The sequence below is a fragment of the Pseudoalteromonas rubra genome, from assembly GCF_000967655.1.
Classification (GTDB): Bacteria; Pseudomonadota; Gammaproteobacteria; order Enterobacterales; family Alteromonadaceae; genus Pseudoalteromonas; species Pseudoalteromonas rubra_A.
On the sequence record NZ_JXYA01000034.1, the window covers coordinates 1 to 25,189 of the forward strand.

Consider the following 25,189-nt stretch of genomic DNA (forward strand, 5'->3'; position numbering starts at 1 on the left):
GCTAATTCGTTTAAGCAATGCTGATGCCGCGCGCGAAAACTTAGCGCCAATTGCGCGAAAACTGCGAAAAATCCATTTTTAAAATACTTAAACGGCTTTTCAAATAATCACACCTCAATCTCATTATATGGCAGGTCCGGTGCTGGGCCTGTAATGCGATCATTCTCGATATATGCACTCCCAGACTCGACGCTATCGCCCAGGACTGTACTTTGTGAACCATCACTGTGCTGTACCAACGTCGTGCCATCCGTGTTCACCTGGACAATTTGAACGATACTTCTGCGCGTGCCGCCTAGGACTGCGCCTAGGCGGTTTAGTAGATTAGACATTTGCTACTACCCTAATGTGTTGGTTTACAGTAATCGCACCCTGTGCGTTGATAGAGGCACTTATACTGGCACTGTCGCACGTTGCTTTATAAAGTGAGTCGGAATATCGAATACCGATCAGCATACCTGGTCTGAAAGGTGGAAGTTCAGCAGTTAGCTTTGCGCGGAGCTCGGATATTTGCTTGTTGCCGCTTCTGGCCAGTTCACACGTCCCACGCTGACGCGCCGCCTGGTTGTCAGTTATCAGTGAGTCAACCACATCATACGCATATTGATCACCCAATGTCCCTGCACGTTTAATTTTGCACGCCACACCCTGCTGCTCCCCGCGTACAAAAACCGCTGTATGTTCCGGGCTGATAGTTTGTCGGGTATTGTGCTCTAGTATCAGGGAATCGTTTAGTATCACATCACACACAGCGTTATCGGTGTCCCACGGCGTCACTGGCCATTCGGGAATGACCGATACTGTTTTATTGACATCATCGAAATCCAGAATGCCACCAATACTTTGCGCTACCCGCAGGAGTGCACTGGCCGGAGTGAGCCCTCTATAACTGAATGCACCCTTGGGAATCGCGTAATCAACCATCCGATTATCCAGTGCCCAGCCAGTGTTTGTCAGGGTATCAGACATGATACCTGCCAGCGTCTTAGCTGTCGGGTTGGTATAATTCGTTTCGCGGGCATACGGAGTGGATAGCGTTGCAAAGCGCCCGCGTATCGAAGCACTGAAACTGACAGAGCCAAACTTACTGCTTGTGTTTGGTTGCTCACATATCACCACGTATTCATAGCCATTTATGCTAACGATTAGTTCGTGGCCTAGGGCCCGTTCCATGTCGATGCGACTGCAAAAACGGATTGAGCCTGTTGCAGCAAACTGGCCTCTTTCAAAAGCATGGTTAAATGAGGTTATTAAAATGTCGACATTGTCCGATACGCGTTTACAGGTGATTGTGGGTTGCATGATATACGACCTTTGTATCTGAGGTTCAATAGGGATTTTGCGGTCCAGAGTTGGGATGTCGTCATTTGAACGGATTAATCCTCCGGGCAGGCTCCAAAAGCAGGTTTTCTCGGGTATTGAGAAAGCCAACTCCTGCTCTGGCTGAAAGTCGATATTGAACGATAGCTCTACGATGCCAGGCTTTGGATGCATGGACCACACGCAAATCAACTCTGGCTCACGAGGGGCGTAGGCTATTGTTGTAATCGCTTGTTGAATTGGAGTATGAGTTTGCCAGCATAGCCCATCATTCGACCTGACCACCTGACCTTTCCATAAGTGATTACAACACTCGCTAACAGTGACGGCGCTCCCCCAGGGTAGCAATGCTAGATCAGCTATCGGCAATACTGGTGCTGCTCCCACACTTACATGGGTGCCTACCATTGGTTGCTGAATTACTGGCATTGTCAATTCAACCGTCTGGAAATCCAGTTTGTACTGCCAGAATCCTAGATGAGATAGCACCATATCAGTAACTAATATGTCCCAGCTGGTATTAGCTGTGATATGAAGGTGCTCTCTCTGATGCTCACAAAACATAATATAACTAGTACGTGTACTCGAGCGGTTCCACCCATATTGGCAGTATGAGACCAGTTCAGTTGGTTCGTCCGTCGGGTCGGTGGGCTCTTTACCATCAAACTTAATACTTAAAGGACTAGTTTGTATGGAGAAAAATGTGCCGAACCGGACCATCCCCCCCAGGTCTGATTCAGCATTAAACTTAATTGAGACAGGCGATCTACTAACAGAATAGCGATATTGAAATGATATCTGCATTGTTATGAAGTTGAATCATGCGTCAAAAAATCTACGACCTGTGCCTGTACATGGTCAACTATGGCTGCGTTATATACTTTCGTATTGTCTAACATTAGCACTAGCAACTCACTGCTGGTTGTGAATGTAAGAGGCAGCAGGCGCGTCGTAGTGGCCCCAGACGGTTTAGTTGAAAAGATTAACTCGCCAGTTTGTCGGTTAATGACCATTATTTTTGACGCATACGGGTCATGGTTGATTTTCAGCTTACCTATAGGCACCGGAGTTACTGGCGTTAGGTGACGAATAGCTATCTTATGCATTTACCAACTCTCCAGGTTCAACCATGCGACAACGCCGCGGTTCTCGATTGTGCATGGGATTGATAGGTGATTGACACTATCCAGTGGTTTTATGTACGGCATGGACTCATTGCCGTAGCCCGTTTGGGGTGATATCCATAGTCCAGGAACTCTTCCGCGAACATGTGGAGATAGTGTTGAGTTGTTATCGACACTGTGTTTACGCAAATCGCCTGCGAATAAATAAAAAGGACTTAGCAGCGTAATATCTGGTGACTCATAAAATGCATTACCTCTAGTAGATTCACCAAATATCGAGTACATAAACAAGAGGGCATACTCACTGGTAGCTGTCGAGTCAAACGAATAAACATACCCTACAGCTGAGGAAGTTCTGTCAGCTGGAGAGTACTCAATACTGTAAATTAAAGTCTGATTGTGTGTTAGAGATGTGGTGCCTTGATTACCCGTCAATACTACAAATCGGCATGGATCATTTTGAATGACGGGAATGTAATCCCCGCAATAGTAAAACACCGCTGGTTTGCGATTCAGATTGTTTCCAAGTGCCAGGTGGTCACTACTTGCAAACAAAAAAAATCCGTAGTAGGTTGCGATGATGATCCAGTTTTTGCACTGATGGGTTCCGGAGCTTGTGTATGATCCGAATATATTGGGGCGGCCCACTCTCGAATGCATCGATTCATCACTGTAATCCAGAGCGGATACTATTTTGACGATGCCGCTGCTATTGTTATTCTCAGCATCGAGCAACACATAACCGCCACTGGCTCCCTGCGCTGTGTTATTTTGCAGACATAAATGGGGCGGATCATTGACCTCATTTACCACCTTCCACCCCAGGGGTTGTTTGTCGCCATATCCTTCGACCAGACACTGCTTCAATATGGTGAACCACTCTTTTGCTGCACCTGTTGAAATTTGCGGTGCGCCGGAATCATCCCATCTATATACGGTTACGGGTGTCATTAGTAAACTCCTGAAAATGCAATTGTTGAACTATCTTGCTCGATATGTGAATGGCCAGGTGAAACTGAACGAGTGGCCATAATCGGGCGTGAAGCAGACTGAGAGGTAAACAAAAACGCCTCACCAGGATTCAACCCGTTGCCAATGGCTTCTTTGCGCAGGATGAAATAAGGTGCGGCTGTAAATGGGTTGATTGGCGCACAGTCTTCGGCAGTGACGCCAGAGTAAATTTTGCCCACATACTCACCCAGCACGTCATATCCATCACTGGTAAACACAATGGCCCAGCGCTGACTGATGCAACCGATATTGGTGAGCTCAACAGGATATTGGGTTGTGTTAATGCTGTTAGATGCCGGAGTGCCGGAATCCTCGTAATTGTTTTGCCATGCCGCTAGGGTTCTTTCGTCCACGCTTTTGGCTTGCAGGTCCTCCAGCATGTATACACTGGATATGGTCGAGCCCGCTGGATATGTGCGTTTAATCGGGATGAGTGTTTGCAGTGTGGTTGCGTCTATATCCGTTACCATGGCCAGCTCAGACTGTATAGTGGTAATGATGTAAGGCGGCGTAAACGTTGCGATGCCTGGGTTTATGGTTACTGCTCCAGTCTGGCGGTCATAGGCATAGTTACTGTCATCTGCCGAATAAAGACTCGCACCGCTACCGTCCAGGATGTCTACCCAGTCGGCATCAGCAACAACGTTGATAACCTGTCCATTAGTCAGGTTAGGGTGTGGCGTCCGGACTCGACTCTGAATGCTGACCAGGTTGTTAGCGTGGAAAATTGGTACGATGCCATTGCCTGGTAATTTTGAGCGGTCAATCCCACCTGGCGGTGTTGGCACGGGTTCATAAACAAGGTCTGAGTAGTCGTAGCTCACGCTCTCCGGCAAGACGTCTACTTCAAATGATAAAGTCACCATTGAGGTGGCACTAAATGACCCAGTTATGCCTTGGCCAGTTATGACGCCCTGCGCGTCACATGATGCACTCAGGTCCGTGCCTTGTGCACTTTTACACCGGATATATAGGGTTTCAGGCATCGCGTCCTGGCTCACTGAAAACTGAAACTCACGAACAGTGATAGGTTTGGTGCGGATAATAGCCCCCAGCTCTTTGCCTGGTGTATCAAAGTCTATCGGCTCTAGCGCGTTGAGGACGCCCGTGTTGTAGTCAATGGTTGCAACCAGACGCCCTTGGGTAATCAGCTCGCCATTGCCATTGTCGGTGATTGTGATATAGCTGTTAGGTATTTTGATTTTCACCGTTTTAGGCTCGACACGTTCACCAGGCCCGAGTGTGAGTGCAGAACCATCTAGAACAAAATCGTGAAATCGGTAGAACTCATTTGGCAGGTAGAACAAGTTGAAAAACTCACCCTCTCTTACCGGGCTGGATAGGGTGGTTTTGTTGGAAATAGTGGTGCCGACCAAATCAAAATCAGTCTGAGGCATGATTGCGGTTACGTATCTGCGCTGAGTGTAGTCGTAAAGCTGGTAAGAGCCATAAAAAAACGGGCGGTCAGTTATCAGGTCCGGAATATTAATACTGATGTTGTAAAGCTTACCGTAGCTTTGCTGGCGGGCAATTCGATACCCGGAGGTTTCAACGGGAGGTTTTACACCTGTATGGTCGATACGGCGAGATGTGGTCGGGGCCAGGTTTGCATGCACTCGATCTATCTTTATTTCCTGACTCTCAGCAACAATCTCACTAGTTGCAGTTGCCAGGCCATGGAACTTGGCACTTGCCAGCATGTCCATCATTTCAGGCAGCAGACTTGTGTCTTGTAGCTGATTTGATTGGACAAGTAAGGTTGTCACGAGAGGATCTGCGGGTTGGTCGCTCAGAAATATCCTGGCGTCTTGTAACCGGCTGTCATCAGCGGTTGCCACTGCCGGGTACAGCTTGACCAATTCAAATGAGCTGCGAGCGTAGTCCACATCACTGATTGCTGTGAACACTTCATTTAGCTTACCGTTGGTTAGCGGCGTACTCGTTCGGTGGCCACCGGCATTGGGTTCATTACCCAAACGCTCAGGCAGGAAAATTTTTAGGTCGGTTCTTAACATGGTCACACCGTTTTAAGTTTAAGGGTTACATCTTGAAAATGCTCTGGCTCGGCATCAGAGTACATAGCAATTGGGGTGCCGGTGACTGGTTGCTGGCTGTGGTCCCACATTACCTGGTAAACCGTGCCGCGTATGGTGATAGTAAAATCAGTCAGCGTACTTGTGGCATGAGCAAATAGCGCCTTATATATAGTGGCGCTTTCTAGTTGGCTTTGGAGCGTAATGGGGCGGCCAACGTGGATAGCTGTTTTTTCAATATGGGGAGCGCCATTTAGCGCGCGTTCTGATTGCTCAGCAATAGCCTGGTAATTGAACTCATCAACCCAGACGAACTGCTCGTGTTGTGTACCATTTATTTCAATCATTGTACTAGGCTCAATTTCTCTAACTCGCTCAGGACTTGTTCGGTGACGTTCGCCTGGATTTCGGCACTATTCCCACCTGGTAACGTCAGATGTAATTTAATGGTTTTACCGCTGTGCTGGCTGGTGAGCAGCTGCACGAGTTTATTAACGGCCGCAGTTAGGTCGCCATTGTTAGATGGTTGAGTGGCGCTATTCGCTGTTTTTGTGATTGAAGTTCGATTTTTCTGTATGCCACTCGGTTCTGACGGCGAGCCCGGTATTCGAGTGCTTTCTTTTGATGAGGAATCAGCCAGCGCCAGCTTTTGTTGCCTGATTAACTCGCCCAGTGCTTGGCGCTGATGGCTGCGTAGTGCATTTTCCTGTTGGAAAACCTGCCGGTATAGCTCGTTTAATTCATCACGAGAGTCCGCATTTTCAATCTCAGATGTAAGTTGCTCGTAAAGAGAGGTTGTGCTTTGCTGAAGTGCGCTTTTTCGCTCATCTATGAGGGCACCCAGAGCTGCACGCTGTTCTTTGTCCTGGCGATTGAGCTGATTGAATATTTGATTGTATAGGGCATTCAGCTGACTGCGTGACGTGGCATTTTTAATTTCGCTCTCAAAGCGGCTATATTGTTGCTCCTGGAGTCGCACCCCGTCCCGGCGGGTTTTCTCCGCCCACACTTCTTGGCTCGTAAAATTGTACGCGCCAGGGTTATTTTCATTGTAATCAACGATGGTTTCGACGGTGGGCCGATCGTCTCGATAGCCGCCTGAGTTGGATGACCCAGCGGACGACCTGGCGCTGACTTTCCAGTAACTCTCCAGCTCGCCAGAGGCCATGCTGGCACTTTTGCCGACGTCTGTTAGCGCGCTTTGTTGTGCGCGTAGGCTATCAACGTGCTGCTGATTTGCCTGGGTTGCGGCTACGGTTGATTTCGTTCCTTTTTCAGTTGCATCAGTCGCCGCATCTTGAGCACCTTTTAATTCTCCCAGCAGACCATTTACAACTTTGAGTACGCCGCTAACCCGGTCTTGTTTATCCTGGTAATCCTGGGCATTTATCGCACCGGTCTTGTATTGCTGATTGAGTTGGGTCAGCTCCTGTTCCAGTTTACGCTGTTCAACCATCAGTTCCCTGGCTTTCATGGTTTCCAGCTCTCGCACTTTGGCCAGGTCCGTTTCTTGCTGGATGGCAATGCCAGCCTGCTTATTTAGTGCGGTTTGTGCCGCAGCTTTTTGTTTGGCTGTGGCAGTCGAGCTTTCCAGAATTTTTTTGTTATTCTCCATGGCCGCGCGGGTCTTATTGAGCGCATTGGTATAGCGCTCTACGGCTTCGCTGTTTCCGTCGGTAGCCGGTTTGAGCTGGTTGGCTTTTTCAATCAGTTTTTCCAGCTCTTTGGTCAGGCCCAAGGCCGCAGCCGCAGCTTTAACGCTGGCTGGCACAACCTCACCAGTAGCATCGGCAGCCTTGACTGCCGAATCAGCCCATTTTAAAAATGCAGCCTGTTGCAGCGCTATCGGCTCATTGCTTTGCTGGATCAGTTCAAACGCGCCCTGTAATTCGGTGGCCGACTTTTTGAGTGCTTCGCTGCTCTCCAGACCTAACTTTTTATAGGCTGCGCTCAGGTCGTTTGATAAATATGCCTGACGTTCGAGGCTCTTATTATGCGCTTCAAATCTGCCCTTTAGTTCGTCGATGAGCAAAATTTGTTGTGAGTATTCTTCTCCCGCGCCCTGTAGTGCAGTACGGGCAGATTCGAGCGACTGGATAAATCCGTCCACGCCATCGCGCACGCCGTTCAGGCTCTGGCTTTGAGACTCCAGTGTCTCAATCACCTTAAGGGCTTCAGGCACGGTAAGTTTTAAAAACTCTGTACGCTGGCGTTCTGCTTCAGCTGCCTGCTTTGCTGCTTCGGCCAGTTCTTGTTGTTTTTTGGCTACACCTTCATAAATGCCCAGCTGCTCATTCCAGGCAATGGCTCCGCTGTCCAGGGCGGCTTCAAGCCCTTCCATGTTTGTGATCAAAACACCGGTTTTTTCACTGATGGACTGGAACTCGGCAGCTAGTTCTGCGGCTGTTAACTGGGCGGCGCGTCGGCTTTTTTCTACCTGGGCCTCAATGGTCAGGAGGTTGTTGTACTCAACACCCACATTAACCAGCTCATTTATGAGTGCTGTATATAGACCGCCACGAACAATAAAGCCGAGTGCATTTCTCCATTTAGTGGTTGCCACCGTTGCGGCCTGGGTGGCAACGGTCGCAGACGTAATGGCTGTTTTATATGTGGTAAATGCTTGGGTAGCGGCTATGGCTCCGGTTACTACACTGCTGAAATACGAGCCAACTTTCAGAGCCAGCCAGGCTTTGGCCACAAAACCGATTTCCTCCCGAAACTCATACAGTGTTGTGATAGTGTTTTTGATGACCGTGCCTGCGTTGACGATGGCGTCACTGGCTGACTGCGCCCATTCCTGCAACCGGCCGTCTGCGGCCATCTCGGCAAACTGGGTGTTTAATTCTGTGAGCTGCGCTTTGAGCCAGTCCATAGCGCCGGACTGAGCAATCAGATTATAGAATTGCTCAATGTTGTCTTTTGCATTGGAAACCTGGCCGCTGAACAAGGCCATTTGTGCGGCGGCGCTACCGGCGCTGGTGCGGCCCATTTCGTCGATAAGCTGCTTAATAACGTCACGGCCGAGCTTTCCGGCGCTGGCTAATTTTTGTAGCTCTTCAACGTTTTGACCGGTGACGTTTTGCAGCATATCCCAGACCGGCACACCGCGTTCAACCAACTGTAAAATTTCTTCGCCTTGCAGTTTTTGTTTGGCCCAGGCCTGGCCCAGGGCAAGACTAATGCCTTCTACTTCCTGGTAACTGCCACCGAGTTTCAGCGCACTGTCTGTGATGGCCTGTAGCGTGCCATCCATAGGGTCCAATCCAAAAGCTTTAAGCTTTACGAATGCCTGTGATACTTCACCCAGTTGCAATGGGGTGTTTTTAGTAAACTGCGCAATCCATTTGGTTGCCTGGTCGCCCTGGGAAATACTGCCCATCAGGCCATTCATCTGCACCTGAAGCTTTTCGAATTTGTCGCCGGTTTCGAAGACACTGCGAACGGCCTGGCCAACCTGGTCTAGGCCGAAATATGCGGTAGCCAGTGCTGCGACTTTGCCAGCCACATTGCTCAGGCTGGCGGCGTGTGCCTGTTGGGCTGCATTACCCTGGCGTAAGTCCTGAGTGAATTGGTCTACCGACTTACCGGCCTTATTAAACTGGGCACCCAGCTCGCGCTTGGCGACCTTGAGGTTATTAACATCTATGCCGGAGCGCCGCAGCTCCTGCTGTAGCGCCGCATGTTTTGTTGTTTGCCTGGTCAGCTCGTCACGCATCTCAGCCAGCGACTTTTCTGCCTGCTCAATAGTGCGCGTTAGCTCGTCGGTAGGTTTGGCTGAGGCTTTGGATTCGCGCCGAAACTCTTCCAGTGCCTGGGTGGCTGCTGCGGTTGCAATTGCCTGTTGGTCCAGCTCGGTTCTGGATTGCTCAAAACTGCGGATCGCGTCCTGTTGATCACCGAGTTTATCCAGTTCGTTGGCCAAATCACCGGCTGTAGCACTGGTTTTTGTGGCTGAGGTGGCGGCGCTATCAAACTGGCTGGCCAACTGCTCAGTGGCCGGGGCAGCACTTCCAGCCGTTTGCTCGATATGTCGCAACTCAGTTACAAGCTGCTCAATATTCTGCTTGCCGGTTGCTTCAGCAACAACTCTGAGCGCTAACTGTAGTGTTTTATCTGCCATGCCATTTACTCAGTCTTAAAAGGTTTTTTAAATAGTGAAAAGGGGCCGAAGCCCCAATGGGAACTATGCGTCTAACTCGGTGTAAGTGAACGGGGACGTTTTCCCCTGAGGTAACTTGGCGGTGCCGGAGAGTCCGCCGCTGACAAATTCACTGGCCGCAAAGTCGATCTCTTTATCTGGCATCATTGAAGCATCAAAAATCTCCAGCTCGATGGCTTTGCCATTTGCCAGGTTCGTGCCTTCACCAAAAATACGGGCCCGGACCTGCGATTCCATGCCGCCTTCAATGGTTTTGCCGCTTCGGGCGTTGTGCTGGTAGGTCACTGTAATGCTGCCACCGGCTGCCACCGCGCCACCTTCAACTGAACGGATCATGCCGAGTGCATAATTGATTTCAAAGTCAGTCCCGAGCGTCAGCGGTGTGGAACCTTGCTTTACAACTAATCCATCGGTGGCCAGGTTCTTATGGCCCAGTTCTAACCAGCCCTGGTTCGCAGGTAAGGTTTTGGCTTCATCCGTTACGGTGCCGCTACCTTCGTTTAGTGCCTTCACCTTGCCCATCAGTGCCAGTGCCAGCAGCTCGGCGGGCTGGTCGTCAAACTCACATGCCACTTCCGCAGGCTTAGCGATTTTTACGTCATCCAGCGCCTGCCCGTAGCTCTCTTTTTTCTTTGACGGGCGGGTAACTGTGTCGGCATCCGTTTTTACAGTGAGTTTGGTCATGTTGATAGGGCCAAAAATACCCAGGCTCTGGCCTTGTGCATTTAATCGGTCAATAAAGAAATTGCCCGCTACTAATAAGCCACTCATTACAGTGCTCCTTTAAATCTCATTTGACATGTAAAAGCTAAGGGATAGAACCCAAAGCCACTTGTGTATCTCGGTTTGATTGGGGTGTTTACGCGTTGCCAGGGGCCAGCCGGGCCGGTCATTTTGCCTGCCACCGCGCGAATTGTTGCCGCCAGATTTTGGCCAGCACTTTTGCTGCCTTTGCGTTCTGCCAGGATGACTAGCCAGGTTTGCTTTAGCTGAACATTTGCACCAGCATGGGCCGTTTCCGCCAGCTGGTCGCCGTAATAGACATAGAACAGGCACGGTGTGTGTGCGGGTTTGTCTATCTCTGCCAGGTCATTCACATGCTGCACATGTCGAATGCCTTCCACCGCGCTTAGCGCAGTGTCCAGCAATGGGCCCGCAGCCAGGTAGTCATCACTGATCTCAAACATCAGATATAGCCCTTTGATTTCTCGCGAGCGAATACGCTACCCGCCGATTCAATATGTGCGGTGTCGTTGGTTTCGGCTTTGTTGCCAGTCTGGTCGATACCTAAAGACACCTTGCCCTGGTTAACGGACTGCAAGAACTTGATGGCGTCCTGGTAACGCTGCTGAATGTGCTCCGGTGCGCCATCACCACTTAAAAAATACCGTGCAATGTCACAGCAAATGCGTGTGAGCGCTTGCGGTACAGTGCTCAGCGGCAACTGATATCGGCCAGCAAGATAGGCGTTCATCTCGGCGCTGGCGTCAGCAAGTGATTGCATTAGGACTGTGAGATCAACTTCACCAGGTGCGCTGTTCTCACGTTCTGTGAGCAAAATCAAATCCTGGTCGTTAAACCGAGTTTTCATATCGTCGGCGGTTGCGTAGGTCATAGGGTTACTCCGCGCTTACAACATGGTTTTGATACCAGGACCAGGCATCATCACGTTGCTGAGCAGTCGGCTTTTGCTCACCGTCAACGCCATCTACTTCAAACGCCAATTCATCCACGGTCGGCTTTTTGGACGGCTTCAGCTCGTGGATAGCTGCAATGATGTGCGCCAGTTCGTCCGGGGCGTTGCTCAGGTCCAGTTTTATAGTGCTGCCCACACCTCCTGGCTCCAGGTGTGGTGTCGCATTTGCATTTTCATCCGCCGACATAATTTGCACCGTGAGGCGTGAGTCTGCTTTAAGAGTTTCAAGCTGTGGCTCAGTGACCTGGTGTTTGTTCTCTCCACGCGTGAGGGTAATGCCAGCACGGCGATAGCCATCCGGTTGCTGAGAGACGATACACACATGCTGAATAGGTTGATTAGCCATTTCATTTTCCATCCTGTTGAGTAATGGCCCGTGCCGGGCCATGGGGTTTATAGGTAGTCAGCCACAAGCAGAGTCAGGCGGCCTTTGAGTTCGTTGGAGCTGTTGGAGTCCAGCTCTCGTTCGAGCAGTTTGGTGGCTACATCCTCCAGCTCGGGCGGCACAACCAAAGTGGTTGGGCGAATACCCAGCTTGCGGCCACCATCTGCTTTGAACGTGCGCATTTGCTTGATGGCATCCCACAGGTTGTCTGCGGTCAACGCACGCTTGTTACCAAATGCCAGCTGCCAGAAGCTAAAACCAGCGGCATCCCGGCAGTCCACGCCATAGCGGAACTCCTTGCTGGTAAATACCGCTTCATCATCTGATTTAGTCATGCTGACAAATTGCGGTTTCTTACGTTCCTGGAAAATGATGGGTTTGAGCACTTTGGACGTGTCCAGGACATACCAGGCAGGCCCGGAATAAGCGTCATCAGTGGCCATGTTGGCAACACTCTCAGCTGTGCCTGTTCCATCTGCATTTGGGTAAACAGGGTGGTCGGTATCAAAGTAATTTTGCCCGTCATAGCAGAGAGTACTGAAGCCAGCTTCCAATAGCGGAAAGCACATCTCGTCAGGGTGAATCGCCGCAGAGCGACCCATTTCCTGCATCAGCGGTGCATAAACGCCCAGCTCATCATCCTCGATGTCGTTGCGCCCAACGCTGACAGTGGCTTCAAAGTCATCATTTACAATGCTGTAGCCATGAGCTTTCATAGACTGAACATCGCGAGAGCCAACCCACTGTTTAAGCCTGGGGAACTTGCCAAGCCAGCCGTATGTATTGCTCTTAGTGGTTGACTTAATCACAGTGGCAATTGCTGAAAATTGTGGCTTGGCTTCGCTCAGGCCATCCTGGAAGTTCTTTTTAAAGCCGGTTTGCAGGCTGGTGAGTATTGCAGGGGTAACAATGGCCATTATTGGTCATCCTCTTTCAGTTTTGCGTAATCTTTGTAGCTGATACCGAGCTGGTCAGCTGCGTATTTGTCCTCAGTGCTCAAAGCCGCAATCCCAGTTTTTTTATCGTCAGGCAATTTAACCTGGGTGGTTTGCTGAGTGGTCAATGCGGCAATGGGTGATCGCGCGTCCAGGTTTGCCTTTAGGGCGGCAAAGCCTTTTTGATTAGCGAGCGCTTTTAAATGGTCTTCTTCAGCAGCGATGATGCGGCCATCTTTGCGTGCTTTTTCGATAGCCTGATCTACACTCAGGCCATTGTTTTGGCTTCTCAGGGCTGCCAGTTCCTGTTGGTAGCCTTGTGCGACCTCAATTGGCACATACTTTTCAAGGTCAACTTCACCACCAGGCTTTGCTTTCAGAGCGGCAACTTGCTCATTGGTCTTTGTCAGCTGAGTGTTCACTGCATCAACTTGCTCAGCTTTGGTCTTAAGTGCTGCGACAGCTGTTGTCGCCTGGGTGTAGTGTGCATCGGTGATGGTGTCGCCATCAGCAACGGTGATACCCAGCGCGGCAAGCAACTTTTGTGCTTCGTTCATGGGGGTTACTCCTGTGTCGGATTGGGCTTTAAGGGCGATCACTTTTTCCATGCCATCGACAGCTGGGTCGTTGGTTAAGGCAAAGTGACGTAATTTAACGGGGCGGCCGGTTTGTTTGTTGTAGTGAAAAACAGGGCTGATATAGCGATACTCATCGCTTCTAATCATGTCGGCGGCTTTTTGTGTCCACTGTACGTTGAGAGCAAAGAGGCCCTCACCAGGCACATACTCAAGAGCAGTTGCTGTAAACCAGCCGCTGGCTGGGGCTGGCTGGCCGTTCTCTTCTGTCTTCAGCGTTTGGTGTTCGTAGTCGAAGTGGTAGTCATTTTTACGTTGACTGGCAAATGCCATTAACGTTTGAAACGCTATGTCATCTAATAGCCAGTAGCCTGTCGGTACGTCTTCAGGTCTGCCATCGCGGGCCTTGAACTGCCCGTCAGGCATAAGCTGAACACGCGGGCTTCTGCCTTGGTCATCAATGGTGATGTTTTCCAGACTGCAAACCGCAATGCCAAGGTTGCCTTCAGTAATTGCCGAAAGCACAGCTAGTGAGTTCACATCCGTGTGCAACAATCCTGAGTTATGTGCGTGTATTTTTTGGGGGTGCATATACTGGCATCAGTGATAAATCTTGATGCCAGTATGTCGGTTGGGTCTGAGGGAGTATTTTAAACTAGATTAAGAAAAGAGTTACGTAACTTGGCTGTCAGTGTTTGTATTCAATATCTCAGATACATATGAATCAACTACAATGTCTATCACTTTTTTTTGTTTTGCACTAAGAGCCTCAAGTGTCCTTTCATCGATATATGGCTTGAAGTATGGCAGCTCCTGATAGCACATACTATCCAATCTGGTTCTGTAGTACTCAATAGTATGTATTGAAACAATACCTAGTTCGTGAATTTCAGTTAAACAGTCGCTCATAGCTATAAATATGTTTGGCAATTGAAGGTACGATCTCTTTAAACCTATATACACGTGATCGGTAAATATACGGTTATAGAAATCCATTTTATCTTGAGGTTTGCAGCTCTGTAGCGATTTTAACTCATCTTGACGTCCACTAGGCTTTATAGGTCGCGAATAGAGTTTTTCTAAATGATTGAAGTATCCATCTAAAGTGCTGATAAGCTCTGATGATTGTTCAATTCTTGCCAGCTTATTGGCTTCGGTTCTTTTTTTTACTCGTGATGTTTTTAATTCCTTCTGAGCATTCTTTTCCCTCTCTTTAGAGAGTCTAAGCTGCTCCTGCGCTACTTGCAGGTTAGCCCGGCTTTCATCAAGTTGTAGTTTTGCAATTTTCACTTGGTCTTTATGCGCGTCTGTTGCTGCTGCTATTTCTCTGGTGGTCGCACGAAGCTCTTTTATTTGAACGCGCAAAGATATTACCAGTAGCAAGACGGTGCTGAAGGCTAGTATTGGGTTCAGGATCCCGCCAAAGAAATCACCCATCACACCAAAATCACCTCTTAACTTGCTAATAGATGCTTCGTCAATTGGAGGGGCGTATGGGAAGAAGTTAGTAAAGCGGAACGCGTAGTATAGGCATAGTCCAGCAAAAACTAGCGCGCAAAAGACGGCTATACCAACCATGAAGTACTTTTCAAGTTTTGATTCTGATGTGTCTGTTGTCATAGTGAAACCCAGTGAGATGACGGATTAGCTCAAGCGTAACGCAATATAAGCGCTCGCTTTCTCATACAGTGATAAGTAGTGCTGTTTCTTTTTAGAGGTATTGTACCACCCATATAACAGAAACTGGCACCCAACAATGTCTCGGAACTGGCCTTTGACTGCTGGGCTGATAGCATACCGTTTCATAAGTACCTGGAATATTTTTTTATCGATTGGTATGGATAGCTCGTCCTTGCTGTGGCCTATATTAAGCCAAACCGTCTTACCTTCATCTATCGCATCTACAATCGTACCGTAGTAAAAGGCGGGAGGCCTGTTATGGTTAAGAGTGTTAACCACTCGGCTGGCATGGAAAAAAACTTCAGACATAGTTTGCAACTTGCCAAATACTTTTATCTTGTTTGCTTCTTTCAGAAAGTCTGGGTTATCAAATACCGCGCGCAACATTGTGCTTAAGCGCCGTGACCATTCGCTCTTACCAACAGAGCCGGACTCACCAAACTTTCTGTAATTGCCCCTTAATCTTGGGGGGATATCATCTGTATCTATTGGTTTATTTGGTTTAACTTCTCTATCTGTAGTGCCAAAGTTGAAATCAATTACGAATATATTTTCATCATTACGTAACTCGTCAACTGGGCGTGGCTTATCTCCATCAATTCGTTCCACTTCATTACTTTTCTCAGGGCACGCTTTGCCGTTTACCAGTTTGTGTATCGACCTGAAATGAGGAGAGCTACCATTTTTGCCTCTGGATACAAAGCCAGCTTGTACGAAACATCCAGGGCAAAACAAGTAGCCTTTCATTGCTGCTAACTTTGATGGCTGAAGGTTTTCCAACTTTGTGGCAGAGAAGGTATTGCCAATATCATTCTTAGGTGTGCATGAGGGAGAGTAAATTACATTATTCATTTTGGGTCCTTGAACTATGTCTTAGTTCTTAGATTACAAATGGTGCGAGTGATATTGCAATTAAAAAGCAACTTAAAGTTGATCTATGTGGGTTAGAAACGTTTCGAAACGGGTTTAAAGCGCGTATCTGCTATTGCAACACCCAACCGTAGCCACTGAGTAGGTCTAAGCGCGCCACAGGGCGCTGACGGCGTTTTTAGTTTTCGAGCAAAAATGACTCCAGCACCGCCAATATGTCGCTTTCATCCTCAGTGCTTACGCCCAGGTATTCACGCTGGGGGATGGCTGCCGGTCCTGGTGCCATATCGGGCTGGCCTCCATAATTATGGATCGCGGCATAAGGTTTGTTACTGCCAATCTCTGCCCAGAGTTTGCCACTGTCTGCGGCAATGCTGGCAGCCAGGCCGCCCGCGCTGACCTGGAGCATTTGGCCACCAACGCGCTTGGGGTTGTTCTTCAGATAGTTTTCGCTGAGGGTGGGCCAAGGCTCACCGGTTACCGGGCTGCGCTCTTCAGCAAACGCGTCTTCGCTGGCACCCTCCATGATTGCGGCTATTTCGTTCATGGGGTCGCTCAGGTCGTTAAACTTGTCGGCTATCTCGGCCAACACCTGAGCGGCGTTGCCCTGGGTTAATACGGATATTGTTGACATGCTCACCTCATGGGCTAGTTTTAGATGGATGCCTTGGCATCATCCCTTGATATGGCCAGCCTTAGTGCTGGCTTTTTTAATGTGGCTGATTAATAATCAGTAGTGGCGGTAGTGTACCCCGATAGGTAAGGGGCTGTGTTGCAGTGATGTGAGTTCGATTCTCACCCTACCGCCACACTTCATACAAGCCACCGGCAACACTTTGATTAATAGCTGCACTGTCTACCTTCAGCGCGTTGATTACAGTATCCAGGTCAATCCCTTTACCCTTATAGCGCACAACCACCTTGATGGACTGTTCCCCCTGGCCAATGACAAATAGCACCTCATTGCGGGCTGGTTCCCAATAAACACGCGTGTCGGGGTGGTTTATCCAGGCGCTCAGCTGGGTGTATTCACTCAGGCTTAAAGCACTATTGTTGTCCTGGTGCTTTTCACTATGCGCATGTGCCAGGGCTTTCTCGGACAGAACCAGCGTGCGCGCCGGATCAATGCCTTTATCCAGTAGTCGCTGGTTTATGTCATCACTTAAAAAGGTCACAACGGTTTTATGGTCTGCTCGCGGGCCGTTTGCCTTCAGGCCCGCTTTGTCCTGGGCCCGCCTTGCAGCCTGAAAGCGCTCGATGCGCTCAATGCTATTCCCCACCCAGCCTTCAAATGCCTTGTGCCTGGCCTCACTATTATTCAATGCCTGGATGGTTTCAGCCCTGAGTCCTGCATCTTCCACCTTACCCAGTTTCTGAGCCACCGCCATATCTGTGCCAAAGGCGCTTTGACCTGGTGAATAGGCCCAGCCTATGTCTGGTGTCATCACATCACCATCAGGCAGATTTACGCGGGCGTGCGGTACGTTCTTAACCTCACCAGATTCGCGGCTGGTAATCTCCGCATCGAATGGTTGCACGTAGTTAGTGCCATCCTCGACCGTCAGACCGCGCGCTTTTACCTGTGCCTCTGTCAGCGCCCGGACGCGACAACGACAGCCCCAGCCATTGGGTGGGAATATGGTTTGCCAGATAGGATCATCGAACCGAAACACCCGGCCATTGAGGCGTTTATGCTCTGGTCGTGTTTGCCCATCATCAATGGCTACATACTGCCAGTATGGGTGGGTTTTGGCGCGGGCCAGCAGGCGACGATAGCGCCCGGCCATGTAGGCGGTTTGTACATTGGTACGGTAAATGGTGTTCAGCCTGTAAGGGCTGCCGAGCTGTATTTCATCGCCTTGCTCGTTTTTGGCCTTTCCCCACCAACCCAATTTTTGCAGCTCCGGGGTGAGTTGGTCCCGGAATTGTTTAGGTGTCAGGCCATCGGCTATGGCGGTATCCACCTTTTTCCTGATCGCCTTTAATACATCCATTGAACTGGCACGCGCCACAGTAAATGCTTTGGCGTGTGCATCCAGTAGCATATCGTGCCATTCGTCACTGACGGCGTAGCCCTTAGAACGAAAATAGGCCACCGCATCCGCCGGTGATTTGTCGAATGCGACAGATAACGACGCGCCTTTACTCATTGATCATGCCCCACAGTTCGCTGACAAAAAACAGCTTGGTTAACATCTCGGTCAGGCTGTCCTGGTCTAGCGTGGGGTATAACTCAGCCAGCTCAATGGCGGCCAGTTCCTCGCTTTGCTCTAACTTGTCCAGGAGCGGCTGGAGTGTGGCTTTGTACTCATCGCGCATATTGCCACTGGTGATGGCATCAAGTGCACTGTCCAGTTCCTGCTGCGCGGACTGGCTCTTAACCTCTGTGGTTAGCGCTGCAACTGATGTGGTTAATGCAGCCTGGTTTGCACTCGGTTGATCTTGTGGGGTCAGTTCCAGCACATCATCACCATCTTTAGGCACTGGTATGTTCAACCGTTCATGTACCCAGGCCTTTGGAATTTGCATACCCAGAGAAACCAGACCTTTAAGAGGCTCGGCCATATCCTGCATGGCATCCGTAGTGGACGTATCAAACTCAAACCGTGGTAAACGCCGGTTGCCGCTGTAGCTTTTGCCATTTAGCGCGTACATGGGGTAGAGAATACTCCGGTTAACGGTTTGCTCTATCTGGTGCAAATCGCTGGCGGTAATGTCCTGCTTAACCTCATTGTGTACATTGCCCAATGCGTTCGTGCTGCTTTTGCCATCTGCCTGAGTGGTCAATGTACCGCCCAGGATAGTTTTAGACTGGGTTAGCTCACACCACCGGATCATGGCCTCAAACGGATCGGATTGACCCTGCGCAGCATTTTGAAAATCAATGTCCATCCCTTTGGGTATGATCCCGCCAGCGTTGTGGCCAATCGCCATAACTGCACGCAGCAATGTAGCCTTTTCGTCGTCGCTGGCACCACTGGGATATTTGCCCAGTCTTAGCGGTAATCCGTAAATCTCCAGGAACTCCGCCAGGTCTCGCACAGAGTAGTTCTTAAACACGAATGGCCAGGCTAATGCGGATAGCAACCCGGTACGATGCACATAGCCTGATATGCTTTTATGAATGTGCATGGCCCAGCCGAATGGATTCAGCGATACGCCATCGCGTGAGTTGTCATTCAATACCAGGTGATTGTGATTGTCCGGGTGAGTTTTAAACAAATTCTGATCGCGGAACTCATAGCCGGTAATAATTTGCTGCTTTTCTACGTAATCCCATTGCAATTCATTGGGGCTAAAGCCCTTTAAAATCGCATCACTAAAGTCAAACAGCAGATCATAAAACCAGGTAGCATCATCAATGATCTCTGCCAGCATATCAGCATCGCGTTTTTCAGCTGCGCTGGCGTTCCTGGGTGGCTTAACGTTAAAGTCGAGCCCAATGATAGCGCGTCGTCGCTTGCCCAGTTCACACGTAATGTGGCCGTCTTTGTCTTCCATGTCTTTGGCCAAGTCAGCCATTGCGGCCAGGTTCCCTTCTTGTGCTTCTTTTAGCAGAGACGCCAGTTTGGCTGGCGTCAGGCCCTGAGTGGGGTGCTCTGCAAATTCTTTGAGCTTTGCAGCAACCTGGCTATTTTGTTCGGTCTGAAACTCTCCGCTGTTCTTAAAGGTCAACGGATCGCCGTTAATATCAACTATGGCCATACATACTCCTACCAGCAGCCAGCGCCCTGATAAGCGCCTAAATCTTCATAAATTGAATCGTTGTTTGAACTGTGTTTGTCGGGCAGTGGGGTGTACTCGATAGCACTGCCATCCATTTCAGCGGCACGAACCAACATGGCAATGCTCACGGCGCTGTCACCATGGCGTTTTTCACCAGATGTGTCAGTGGTCTTGCCCTTGTCAATCTGAGGCACCCCATCTTTGAGCTTTATCTGTCCCAGGTCGTCTAACACATCCTGATCTTTGGGCAAAAAGATATTTGCCATCTCAAAGTAGTCTTTAAGTTTGGGCATCCATTCGCGATACCACGCTTGTGATAAGTGCACGCAATCAACCATTTCAGTGCCGTACTTGAGCATCGCCGCCTCGGCCAAGTAACCGCCATTACCTGTTGCATCAAATGCAAGGCCTCGTAGCCTTGGGAGCCGCTCCGTGATGTAAAACATAATTTGACGTTGTTGGTCGTATGTCACATTGCGCAGCTCTACAATCAGCGGCACATCTAACCGGGTGTCCTGGGCAATTTCGCCCACGCTAAACACCGACAAATCGCCTTTACGTGCAAAGTCCTCGCCAAAGGCATGGCTTAGGTCCGGGTTTAACTTCTCCAGCAGTGGTAGTAAATGGGTTTCGCACCATTTATCTACCTCTGACACCCGCTGTTCTTCCGTCCAGGTCTCGAAGTCATCTGGTGCTTTAAATCGCACAACGGAGAAGTCTTTTGTTAGCGCACGTTCGCGCATTCGTCGGCTTAGGTATTGCCCCGCGCCCTGACTGGGAATGCAATATAGCTCTTCGTTAGCGGCTTCCTTAGTGGCATAAAAGTTCACTTGTTCTTTCAGCCATTCGTCTTCTCGTTCCTGGCTCCAGTCTCGGCCAGACATCAGGCATATACGCTGGTACAAACCATGTTTAAGGGCTTTATCAATCGGAATATGGTGTACAGAGTAATTTTTTTCGCCGCGCCGGGCTTGAGTGATCAAGGTATTGAACTGGTTATCTACGCCGTTGTGCGTAGATATGATGCGTATCTTGCCACCCCACATTGTCAGCGCCATCGCTGCCTTCAGCACTTCATCCAAACGGTCATGGAATGCTGCTTCATCAATAACCACGTTACCTTGTCGCCCGCGCAGGGTACGAGGGTTCGAGCTAAGCGCTACTATTTTTTTGCCAGAATGTGGGAACTTAATTTCGAAGGTGTTGATAGACTTTTTGGTTCCATCCTCGTCTTCGTCTTCAAATATTCCTTCTTCAATTTGACCCATCACCATGTTGAGCTTTTGAGCCCAAAATGCACAGGCATCAATGAACTCCTTGGCCATTTCCTTATCAGAGCCCAGGTAATAGGTGTTTTGAGCGTTGGTCTCTGCTACGGCACTCATGACGTCATCGAGCGCTTCAGCAAACGTTAAACCTGTTCGACGCGATTTTTCCGCAATTTTGATGATGGCATCATCGTCGATCCAGTCGCGCTGGTACTGAAACAAAATGTCGGTCTTCAGCGCAACAGCTAAAGACCCTGTTATTTTATTGAGGGGTAAATCACCAGTGTTTAATACATCAGTCACGTTGCAGCCCCAATATATCGCGCTTAAAGAACGCCATCATTTCCTGAGGTGTTTGAGGTAAAGACTCATTTTTAGCCTTATCATCTAACTCCTGGGCGAGCTGCTCGGCGTAGGCTTTTTGGATCTCCTGTTCACGTTTGTGATTGCGAGACGCGGCAGATTCGAGCCTTTGAACAGCCAGCATGGCTTCTTTGATGGTGTCCAGGTCAACCGCAGCATCAGACTCAGGGTTCAACATTTGCTGCTGCATCGCTTTAAAAAGCTGAGTCCTGGCCATTTCAAGTATCAGCTTGGTTACTTCGCCGGTTGGCTTGTCTCCCAGCTCTGCGGTTAGTGCAACCGTTGCAGCGCGTGTCTCGCGCAAGTGCTTTGCAATGGCCTCATGTTTTTGTGCATGCCTGCTCAGGCCCGAGCGGCTGATTATCGCTTCTTCATCTAATCCGGCTTCCAGGATAAGGGCATTAATTGCAATCAAAATATCAGCTTGACTATTGCTGCTGTCGAGTAGCATTTCATCCAGCTTCTTTTTGATTTCGTCCGGCAACTCATCAATTTTGCTGGGCTTACCCCGGCGTACGGTCTCCTTCATTGTTGGCTCCGGGGGCCGGGGCGTTTGATGCCGTGTGCGACAACACGGCCCTTGGCCACATCTAAGCCTGCTTGAGTGATGTCGGCTACCCAGGTGCTCTTAGTCATACGGTTTACCGTGATATAACCGTTTTGCTCCAACCAGTCGAGCTGTGTGTGCAATTGGTCTCGGCTACAACCAATACTATATTTATCGAGTATATCGCCCAGGATACTGCTATTCAGACCGTAATCTGGCGAGTCACTCAATGAGATCAGAATGCTGATCCGCTGGTGCTCTGCCATTAACTCAATCATTGGCATTTCTGGTTCCCCTTAATTCGTTTTCCATTAATAAATCGGTAATGCGCTTCAGGTCTCCCAGTTGAGGCGACAGCACATCTATTTTTCCGCCAACTTCAATCAGGCGTTTATCCAGTTCGTGCAGATCATCAGAACTGGGGAGTTCCTTAACGGTTTGCTCAATGGTGTTTACACGCTTGACCAGATCGTCATGTGCTTTTTTGCGGACAAAGGTAGAAGCGAACCAGGCTAAGGCAGCAGCACCAATTACGGAGCCCCCCAGTGCCAATGCCCATTTCCACCATTCGGTAATGAATAGATCCATCAGGGTTTCCTGTAGTGTTTGGCTTGGGCTTCTTGGCTGGTCTGGCAGTCAACGCACAATTTGCAGCGGTGGATGGCGGCGCGGCGCTCGGATGGAATTTCAACACCGCATTCAAGACAGTGCAGAAAGTCTACGTCCTCGCCCACAAAGTGAGCGCGGTTTTCGTTGAGGGCGCGTTCTAATTCCTGCTCACGGATCACTTGTGCTTTATCTACTATGTCCAACCTCTGGCCCTCCATACGCGCGGCTAGTAAGTGAACTCAGGTAATCGCTGGCCAGTGTGGTAAAGCACCGCTCCGTTACCTGGGCCAGGCGATTGAACCAGCCGTTTAGATTGATCCGCTGTGTGGGGTCGTCCAGGCAAATGCCGGAGTACAACCGGCTGCGTTCTGCCAGTAGCTCAGTGATAAGTTGGCTTGGCATTTTTCCTAGCACCGCCTTTAAGGTCAGTGAACCAAACAAGCCATCAACAGCTGCGTTTACAGTGCTTTGTACCATGCGGGTCATACCATCAACGCCATGCTGAACAGCACCGTCGAGCAGCATTAATGCCAGTCCCGTGGGTAAATGGTCGCATTTCATCGGCTCCCAGTAATCGCGGTAATAAAGGCGCACTGCTTTGGGCAGGTCCAGGTTTCGTATGTCCAGGCGAGGATAGGCTTTTTGGCTAATCCCATACTTAGTAAGGCCACCGTGATCACTAGCATGGTTGTTCAGGCCGCCGTCACGACGAAAAGCCCCTTCATGGTGCAAAATAGTCAGTATGCAGTCGGCGAACTTAGGAGAGTAGTTCGATAAAGCGGCGGCTACGTCTGGCTGCTGCTTTATTCTTTCAAGGTTAGGAAATTGCATTGGGCACTCCGGAAAACAAGGTGTTTGTGACAGAGTGCCGGGTTCATGGCTGAGTGTATTTTAAACTAGATTAAGAAATGCTGAGGATCATTTTTTAAGAACGTTACTAATGTTAGCTTTCGCAATGTATGCATCACTCAGTTCTTTTTCGATTGCTTTGGTACAATGTTTCAAAGACTGTAAGTGCTTTATTCCTTTGTGTAGGCTCTTAATTTTATCGTCTATTGCTTGTTCTGCTTTTAGTTGCTCAGGGGACTTTATACCAAACCATACACCTATCCAATAAAGGAAAAAAACTGTCAGGTTTACCATAACTGGGACACTGATAGATAGCGTTTTGACGAGGCTTGCATCAAAGTGACCATACTGAATCACCGCGATAGCAATTGTGTTTACACCAGTAGCCGCTGCTACAAGCATGGGGTCATTTAGCAGTTTACTCACTGGCGTTTTCCTTTGCTTTTAAGATCGCAGATATCAGCGCCTTTTCATCTTTCAAGGACACTCGAGACATATTTACGACAACACCATTCTCATCGCGGATTTCAAGCTCGATATACTTGGGTGGGAAAAAATAAGCAACTATATGCTTTGCTATAAAAGGTGTCACACGGAACAAGATATATGGTAAGCATAGGAGTGTGCCTACCATAATCGCTAATTCAAAATATGCTTCTGTCTCACTCATCATCAGGAATCATTTTAGAATCTTTGGCTGCTCTGTGCCGCAAGACTTTTGTTAGTTCTCGGAGAACACTAGGAGATTTACCTGATTTGAATGTCGTGATAGTCTTTATCTCAACAACAAATAGGTCGCCCTTGGACAATTTCTTGTTCTCGTTAATTCTAGCAAGAAAGTTTTCATCTCTCATCTTAATTGAGATTGTATCTCCATTAATTAGTTGTGCAGTCCATCCTGTAGGTCCATAAAAGTTAACTTTTACAAAATGAAGCTCTACCTTTGTAATTTCTTCCTTAACTTCTTCTATCATGTATGTTTTCGGAGCTTCGAAATGTTGCAATTCAGATTCGACAAAAGTGCTTATCTCTTTGTCATTTTCATCTTTGATGATTAGCTTGGCGTTTCCTGCTCCATCAAGAGGAGCTTTAACAACTGTTTGTAGATCTTGTCGAAAAGGCTTGTTTACAATGAGTTTAGACACTTCGGGAGTAGCACTGATTTCAGAGCCATCCTCTAGTACAAGCTTTGCGTTATTTTTATCGATCTGAACGACGTGTTTAATTGGTCTTGATTTTAGTTCTTTAAGAGTGTCTAGGATTGTTTTTGCACCTGCTGTGACACCCGCAAACCCTAGAACACTTAAGACATTGATATTATTAGCTGCTAGCCAAGTTACAAACTCAACAACGAATGATCCTTCTGAGTTAGCTTGCACATCTAAATCTAATGTTGAATCTTCACCATTAAGAAACTTATCAGCATTTTTTAAAACACTAGACATTTTTATAATGGCGTTCCCAAGAAGTTCGGCATCAATTGTATGATCTTTTGTTTTGGAAGTGTCATAAGACACCTTGAAAACGTGTTTAGTCTTGTTTGTCATGTATACGTCCTATAAGACGATGTACACATAGCCTGTAGATGTTATGCAATCGTCCATGTTAAATTTCTCGAAACAAAATACATACAAAATTAAATTTATTCAATGCTTCTATTTAGGAAAGAGTCGCCGCTTATTTGTGCGTCCTTAAGTTGCCAGAACGTCTATTTGTTAACATTCAGCGGTTGAGTTTCTCTTAAGCAAAGGGGAGTATGTTTTTTATACCATAGAGCTAGTGCAGTGATTTACCTAAAAAGTTAACGTTGAGGGTATACTTTAGAAAAAGGTTTATGTTACCTTTAGGTTAATGGATTTGTAGCCAGCATTAGCAGTCAGGGATTTGCGTATTGCCTCCCATTAAAATTTTCATGAGACCTAAACAAAGTTTGATTCTTAAACCAGTTTAAAAGTCATTGCTTTCATTCCTGCTATGCTGTGTTTACTTTTTCAAAAGGAGTAAATATATGAAATTAAGAACGTTATCGAATAAAG

Annotated in this window: 26 protein-coding genes; all 26 read right to left on the reverse strand. The window is 48.6% G+C overall.

What is annotated here, in order from left to right; all coding sequences use genetic code 11:
• Window positions 1-107: 107 nt before the first annotated feature.
• Complete coding sequence (locus TW77_RS14875; protein WP_046005776.1) at window positions 108-332, reverse strand: hypothetical protein; 225 nt, start codon at window positions 330-332, stop codon at window positions 108-110.
• The gene (locus TW77_RS14880; RefSeq protein ID WP_240479499.1) at window positions 325-1,494 is read right to left on the reverse strand and encodes a hypothetical protein; all 1,170 of its coding nucleotides are present in this window, start codon (window positions 1,492-1,494) and stop codon (window positions 325-327) included. The genes TW77_RS14875 and TW77_RS14880 overlap by 8 nt, the downstream gene beginning before the upstream one ends.
• Before the next feature lie 932 nt (window positions 1,495-2,426).
• The gene (locus TW77_RS14890) at window positions 2,427-3,395 is read right to left on the reverse strand and encodes a hypothetical protein (protein ID WP_046005779.1); all 969 of its coding nucleotides are present in this window, start codon (window positions 3,393-3,395) and stop codon (window positions 2,427-2,429) included.
• The gene (locus TW77_RS14895; RefSeq protein ID WP_046005780.1) at window positions 3,395-5,470 is read right to left on the reverse strand and encodes a hypothetical protein; all 2,076 of its coding nucleotides are present in this window, start codon (window positions 5,468-5,470) and stop codon (window positions 3,395-3,397) included. The genes TW77_RS14890 and TW77_RS14895 overlap by 1 nt, the downstream gene beginning before the upstream one ends.
• Window positions 5,471-5,472: 2 nt before the next feature.
• On the reverse strand, window positions 5,473-5,835 hold the full coding sequence (locus tag TW77_RS14900) for a hypothetical protein (protein ID WP_046005781.1): 363 nt from the start codon (window positions 5,833-5,835) through the stop codon (window positions 5,473-5,475).
• Window positions 5,832-9,611, reverse strand: a complete 3,780-nt coding sequence (locus tag TW77_RS14905; RefSeq protein WP_046005782.1) for a tape measure protein — start codon at window positions 9,609-9,611, stop codon at window positions 5,832-5,834. Before TW77_RS14905 ends, TW77_RS14900 begins: the two co-directional genes overlap by 4 nt.
• 63 nt (window positions 9,612-9,674) lie before the next feature.
• Complete coding sequence (locus TW77_RS14910; RefSeq protein ID WP_046005783.1) at window positions 9,675-10,421, reverse strand: hypothetical protein; 747 nt, start codon at window positions 10,419-10,421, stop codon at window positions 9,675-9,677.
• Window positions 10,421-10,837, reverse strand: a complete 417-nt coding sequence (locus tag TW77_RS14915) for a phage tail terminator protein (protein ID WP_046005784.1) — start codon at window positions 10,835-10,837, stop codon at window positions 10,421-10,423. Before TW77_RS14915 ends, TW77_RS14910 begins: the two co-directional genes overlap by 1 nt.
• Window positions 10,837-11,265: a gp436 family protein gene (locus TW77_RS14920; protein WP_046005785.1), complete on the reverse strand. Its 429-nt coding sequence runs from the start codon at window positions 11,263-11,265 to the stop codon at window positions 10,837-10,839. The genes TW77_RS14915 and TW77_RS14920 overlap by 1 nt, the downstream gene beginning before the upstream one ends.
• 4 nt (window positions 11,266-11,269) lie before the next feature.
• Entirely contained in the window at window positions 11,270-11,692 is a 423-nt protein-coding gene (locus TW77_RS14925) for an HI1506-related protein (RefSeq protein ID WP_046005786.1), read from the reverse strand.
• A gap of 47 nt (window positions 11,693-11,739) precedes the next feature.
• Window positions 11,740-12,648 carry a Mu-like prophage major head subunit gpT family protein gene (locus tag TW77_RS14930; RefSeq protein ID WP_046005787.1) on the reverse strand — a complete coding sequence of 303 codons (909 nt, stop codon included), beginning with the start codon at window positions 12,646-12,648 and terminating at the stop codon, window positions 11,740-11,742.
• Window positions 12,648-13,781 (reverse strand): phage protease, encoded by a 1,134-nt coding sequence (locus tag TW77_RS14935; RefSeq protein ID WP_240479500.1) that lies wholly within the window; start codon window positions 13,779-13,781, stop codon window positions 12,648-12,650. The genes TW77_RS14930 and TW77_RS14935 overlap by 1 nt, the downstream gene beginning before the upstream one ends.
• Window positions 13,782-13,913: 132 nt before the next feature.
• Window positions 13,914-14,861 (reverse strand): hypothetical protein, encoded by a 948-nt coding sequence (locus tag TW77_RS14940; protein ID WP_156158683.1) that lies wholly within the window; start codon window positions 14,859-14,861, stop codon window positions 13,914-13,916.
• A 24-nt stretch (window positions 14,862-14,885) separates the two neighbouring features.
• The gene (locus tag TW77_RS14945) at window positions 14,886-15,773 is read right to left on the reverse strand and encodes a hypothetical protein (protein WP_046005790.1); all 888 of its coding nucleotides are present in this window, start codon (window positions 15,771-15,773) and stop codon (window positions 14,886-14,888) included.
• A gap of 196 nt (window positions 15,774-15,969) precedes the next feature.
• Window positions 15,970-16,425, reverse strand: coding sequence for a phage virion morphogenesis protein (locus TW77_RS14950; RefSeq protein WP_046005791.1), 456 nt, complete (start codon window positions 16,423-16,425; stop codon window positions 15,970-15,972).
• 166 nt (window positions 16,426-16,591) lie between these two features.
• Window positions 16,592-17,941 carry a phage minor head protein gene (locus TW77_RS14955; RefSeq protein ID WP_046005792.1) on the reverse strand — a complete coding sequence of 450 codons (1,350 nt, stop codon included), beginning with the start codon at window positions 17,939-17,941 and terminating at the stop codon, window positions 16,592-16,594.
• Window positions 17,934-19,496: a DUF935 domain-containing protein gene (locus TW77_RS14960; protein ID WP_046005793.1), complete on the reverse strand. Its 1,563-nt coding sequence runs from the start codon at window positions 19,494-19,496 to the stop codon at window positions 17,934-17,936. The genes TW77_RS14955 and TW77_RS14960 overlap by 8 nt, the downstream gene beginning before the upstream one ends.
• An 8-nt stretch (window positions 19,497-19,504) precedes the next feature.
• Window positions 19,505-21,088, reverse strand: a complete 1,584-nt coding sequence (locus TW77_RS14965) for a terminase large subunit domain-containing protein (protein WP_046005794.1) — start codon at window positions 21,086-21,088, stop codon at window positions 19,505-19,507.
• A complete protein-coding gene (locus tag TW77_RS14970; protein ID WP_046005795.1) occupies window positions 21,081-21,677 on the reverse strand; it encodes a DUF3486 family protein in 597 nt (198 codons plus the stop codon). The genes TW77_RS14965 and TW77_RS14970 overlap by 8 nt, the downstream gene beginning before the upstream one ends.
• Window positions 21,674-21,973, reverse strand: a complete 300-nt coding sequence (locus tag TW77_RS14975) for a hypothetical protein (protein WP_240479501.1) — start codon at window positions 21,971-21,973, stop codon at window positions 21,674-21,676. Before TW77_RS14975 ends, TW77_RS14970 begins: the two co-directional genes overlap by 4 nt.
• On the reverse strand, window positions 21,966-22,283 hold the full coding sequence (locus tag TW77_RS14980; protein WP_046005797.1) for a DUF2730 family protein: 318 nt from the start codon (window positions 22,281-22,283) through the stop codon (window positions 21,966-21,968). Before TW77_RS14980 ends, TW77_RS14975 begins: the two co-directional genes overlap by 8 nt.
• A complete protein-coding gene (locus TW77_RS14985; protein ID WP_052713211.1) occupies window positions 22,283-22,507 on the reverse strand; it encodes a TraR/DksA C4-type zinc finger protein in 225 nt (74 codons plus the stop codon). Before TW77_RS14985 ends, TW77_RS14980 begins: the two co-directional genes overlap by 1 nt.
• Window positions 22,491-23,135 (reverse strand): glycoside hydrolase family 108 protein, encoded by a 645-nt coding sequence (locus TW77_RS14990; RefSeq protein ID WP_046005799.1) that lies wholly within the window; start codon window positions 23,133-23,135, stop codon window positions 22,491-22,493. The genes TW77_RS14985 and TW77_RS14990 overlap by 17 nt, the downstream gene beginning before the upstream one ends.
• Before the next feature lie 87 nt (window positions 23,136-23,222).
• A complete protein-coding gene (locus TW77_RS14995; protein WP_046005800.1) occupies window positions 23,223-23,579 on the reverse strand; it encodes a hypothetical protein in 357 nt (118 codons plus the stop codon).
• A complete protein-coding gene (locus TW77_RS15000) occupies window positions 23,572-23,826 on the reverse strand; it encodes a hypothetical protein (protein ID WP_046005801.1) in 255 nt (84 codons plus the stop codon). The genes TW77_RS14995 and TW77_RS15000 overlap by 8 nt, the downstream gene beginning before the upstream one ends.
• Window positions 23,816-24,700, reverse strand: a complete 885-nt coding sequence (locus TW77_RS15005) for a hypothetical protein (protein WP_046005802.1) — start codon at window positions 24,698-24,700, stop codon at window positions 23,816-23,818. Before TW77_RS15005 ends, TW77_RS15000 begins: the two co-directional genes overlap by 11 nt.
• Window positions 24,701-25,189: the final 489 nt, after the last annotated feature.

What these genes read in the sequence shown, in the direction of transcription:
- TW77_RS14890 (WP_046005779.1), bottom strand. Translation starts at nt 3,395, where the DNA reads ATGACACCCGTAACCGTATATAGATGGGATGATTCCGGCGCACCGCAA.
- TW77_RS14975 (WP_240479501.1), bottom strand. Translation starts at nt 21,973, where the DNA reads ATGATTGAGTTAATGGCAGAGCACCAGCGGATCAGCATTCTGATCTCA.
- TW77_RS14880 (WP_240479499.1), bottom strand. Translation starts at nt 1,494, where the DNA reads ATGCATCCAAAGCCTGGCATCGTAGAGCTATCGTTCAATATCGACTTT.
- TW77_RS14900 (WP_046005781.1), bottom strand. Translation starts at nt 5,835, where the DNA reads ATGATTGAAATAAATGGTACACAACACGAGCAGTTCGTCTGGGTTGAT.
- TW77_RS14970 (WP_046005795.1), bottom strand. Translation starts at nt 21,677, where the DNA reads ATGAAGGAGACCGTACGCCGGGGTAAGCCCAGCAAAATTGATGAGTTG.
- TW77_RS14955 (WP_046005792.1), bottom strand. Translation starts at nt 17,941, where the DNA reads ATGAGTAAAGGCGCGTCGTTATCTGTCGCATTCGACAAATCACCGGCG.
- TW77_RS14910 (WP_046005783.1), bottom strand. Translation starts at nt 10,421, where the DNA reads ATGAGTGGCTTATTAGTAGCGGGCAATTTCTTTATTGACCGATTAAAT.
- TW77_RS14945 (WP_046005790.1), bottom strand. Translation starts at nt 15,773, where the DNA reads ATGAATAATGTAATTTACTCTCCCTCATGCACACCTAAGAATGATATT.
- TW77_RS14960 (WP_046005793.1), bottom strand. Translation starts at nt 19,496, where the DNA reads ATGGCCATAGTTGATATTAACGGCGATCCGTTGACCTTTAAGAACAGC.
- TW77_RS14905 (WP_046005782.1), bottom strand. Translation starts at nt 9,611, where the DNA reads ATGGCAGATAAAACACTACAGTTAGCGCTCAGAGTTGTTGCTGAAGCA.
- TW77_RS14950 (WP_046005791.1), bottom strand. Translation starts at nt 16,425, where the DNA reads ATGTCAACAATATCCGTATTAACCCAGGGCAACGCCGCTCAGGTGTTG.
- TW77_RS14980 (WP_046005797.1), bottom strand. Translation starts at nt 22,283, where the DNA reads ATGGATCTATTCATTACCGAATGGTGGAAATGGGCATTGGCACTGGGG.
- TW77_RS14915 (WP_046005784.1), bottom strand. Translation starts at nt 10,837, where the DNA reads ATGTTTGAGATCAGTGATGACTACCTGGCTGCGGGCCCATTGCTGGAC.
- TW77_RS14895 (WP_046005780.1), bottom strand. Translation starts at nt 5,470, where the DNA reads ATGTTAAGAACCGACCTAAAAATTTTCCTGCCTGAGCGTTTGGGTAAT.
- TW77_RS14940 (WP_156158683.1), bottom strand. Translation starts at nt 14,861, where the DNA reads ATGACAACAGACACATCAGAATCAAAACTTGAAAAGTACTTCATGGTT.
- TW77_RS15005 (WP_046005802.1), bottom strand. Translation starts at nt 24,700, where the DNA reads ATGACAAACAAGACTAAACACGTTTTCAAGGTGTCTTATGACACTTCC.
- TW77_RS14930 (WP_046005787.1), bottom strand. Translation starts at nt 12,648, where the DNA reads ATGGCCATTGTTACCCCTGCAATACTCACCAGCCTGCAAACCGGCTTT.
- TW77_RS14875 (WP_046005776.1), bottom strand. Translation starts at nt 332, where the DNA reads ATGTCTAATCTACTAAACCGCCTAGGCGCAGTCCTAGGCGGCACGCGC.
- TW77_RS14920 (WP_046005785.1), bottom strand. Translation starts at nt 11,265, where the DNA reads ATGACCTACGCAACCGCCGACGATATGAAAACTCGGTTTAACGACCAG.
- TW77_RS15000 (WP_046005801.1), bottom strand. Translation starts at nt 23,826, where the DNA reads ATGATGAGTGAGACAGAAGCATATTTTGAATTAGCGATTATGGTAGGC.
- TW77_RS14925 (WP_046005786.1), bottom strand. Translation starts at nt 11,692, where the DNA reads ATGGCTAATCAACCTATTCAGCATGTGTGTATCGTCTCTCAGCAACCG.
- TW77_RS14990 (WP_046005799.1), bottom strand. Translation starts at nt 23,135, where the DNA reads ATGCAATTTCCTAACCTTGAAAGAATAAAGCAGCAGCCAGACGTAGCC.